Annotated in this window: 3 protein-coding genes; 1 reads left to right on the plus strand and 2 read right to left on the minus strand. The window is 71.7% G+C overall.

Annotated elements, in window-relative coordinates; translation table 11 throughout:
* Nucleotides 1–656, minus strand: a 656-nt coding sequence (locus HMPREF3115_RS22740; RefSeq protein ID WP_070556179.1) for a YoaK family protein, incomplete at its 3' end; no start/stop codon positions are given.
* A 219-nt stretch (nucleotides 657–875) separates the two neighbouring features.
* Here HMPREF3115_RS22740 and HMPREF3115_RS22745 point away from each other — a divergent pair.
* Complete coding sequence (locus tag HMPREF3115_RS22745) at nucleotides 876–1,214, plus strand: hypothetical protein (RefSeq protein WP_006408017.1); 339 nt, start codon at nucleotides 876–878, stop codon at nucleotides 1,212–1,214.
* Nucleotides 1,215–1,227: 13 nt separating this feature from the next.
* Here the strand turns inward: HMPREF3115_RS22745 and HMPREF3115_RS22750 are convergent, their stop codons facing one another.
* On the minus strand, nucleotides 1,228–1,755 hold the full coding sequence (locus HMPREF3115_RS22750; protein ID WP_065494448.1) for a chromate transporter: 528 nt from the start codon (nucleotides 1,753–1,755) through the stop codon (nucleotides 1,228–1,230).
* Nucleotides 1,756–1,823: the final 68 nt, after the last annotated feature.

Here is a 1,823-nt window from a genome sequence, read left to right on the forward strand (position 1 = left end):
AGCGCGCGCACGAGCACGACGCCCGGCGTCCCGCAGGTCGCGCCCGCGCCCCACAGCGCGACGGCCGGCGCGATGCGCGTCGCGAGTCCGCCGAGCACCGCGCCGGCCATGAAGCAGAAGCTGATCGTCGCGAGCAGCGCGGAATCGTGCAGCGCGCCGGCGTCGTAGCGCGGAATCAGCCCGACGAACAGCTTCTGCGTCGCGCGTCGCAGGTTGCCGGTCGTCATCACCGACGTGTACGACAGTTCCTCGAGATGCGTGAACGACAGCGTCTGCAGCGTCGCGACGAAGGAAATGCCGGGAATCAGCCACGCGCTCGACGCGCCGACGATGCCGCTCGCGGCGATGCCGAGAAACGCGATCTCGACGATCAGGCTCGCGAACGCGGTGTGCCGCACCCAGCCGCGCTGGGCGGCGAGCCCGAGCAGGTGCGCGACCAGCACCGCGATCACGAAGCCGACGAGCGGCGGCACGTGGTGCAGCGCAGCGCCCCATTCGCCGGCGGACAGGTTGATGCCGAGCAGCGCGACGTTGCCGGTCATCGTGTTCGCGAACACGTGTCCGTGCCCGACGTAGGTGTACGCATCGAGATAGCCGCCCGACAAGGTCAGCAGTGCCGCGACGGTGAGATTGCGACTGGCGCCGTCGAGATCCATCGATCCTCCGTGTAGCGCACCGCGTGCGGTGCGAGGTCGGGCCCGGCCGGCCGTCGCGACGCGCGCGGCGCATCGGCCGGGCCCATATAATGAACGCCTTCGGACGCGCGTCGCGCGTCGTGCGGCGCGGGCCTGCCGCGTCGCTGCAACGGGCGGCGCGCCGAGTATACCGGCCGTGCCGCCGCACGCCGGCGCGCCGCCGCTTCATCGATTCTCCGCATGACACCCGCGAAATTCTTCCTGCGCTACACCGTGATCCCGTTCGTCGCGATCGTGCTGGTGGCCGTCTGGGCCTTCAACCGCGAATCGGGCGAGATCGATGCGCGCCAGTATGCGGCGCTCGCCGCCGCGTATCCGAACTTCACGCCGAAGCTGAAGCGCGAGGTCGCCGATGCGCTGCGCGGCGGCCGGCTCGCGAAGAACGACTACGCGGCGATCATGCGCGATGCGCTCGACGCCGGTTACGTGATCGATTGGCCCGCCGCGGCGAGCGACGTCGGCAGCGAGCGCGGCCGGCTGCTCGGCGCGGTGAACGGCGACGCGCCCGCGTCGCCGTAACCGCGGCGCGCGGTTACTGGCCGAAGCCGGTCAGTCCGATCAGCGCACCGCCCGCGAGCAGCCACAGCGGATGAATCCGCGTGCGGTACGCGAGCACCGCGCAGACCGCGGTGATGCCCCACTGGATCGCCGTGCGGTTCGACGCCTGCGCGATCAGCACCGCGCTCGCCGCGACGAGTCCGGCCGTGACGGGCATCAGCCCCTGCTGCACGTAGCGGCGCCACGGCCGGTCGCGAAAGCGCTCCCACGCGTGCAGCGCGAGCACGGTGACGATCGACGACGGCCCGAACTTCGCCAGCGACGCGACGAGCAGCCCCGGCCAGCCGGCGACGTGCCAGCCCACGAGCGACACGATCATCATGTTCGGGCCGGGCGCCGCCTGCGCGAGCGCGAACAGCGCGGTGAACTCGTGCGCGCTCATCCAGTGATGCACGTCGACGACCTGCCGCTGCATCTCCGGCAGGATCGTGTTGCCGCCGCCGAACGCAAGCAGCGACAGCTGGCTGAAGATCGTCGCGATCGCGATCAGCGTGTCGTTCATCGGCGGCCTCCGTCGCGCGGGTCAGGCGCGGGCGCGCGGGCGGCGGCGCCCGCCGCGGTGTCGCGGCG

This window comes from Burkholderia sp. HMSC10F09 (assembly GCF_001806955.1).
In the GTDB taxonomy this organism is placed as follows: domain Bacteria; phylum Pseudomonadota; class Gammaproteobacteria; order Burkholderiales; family Burkholderiaceae; genus Burkholderia; species Burkholderia multivorans.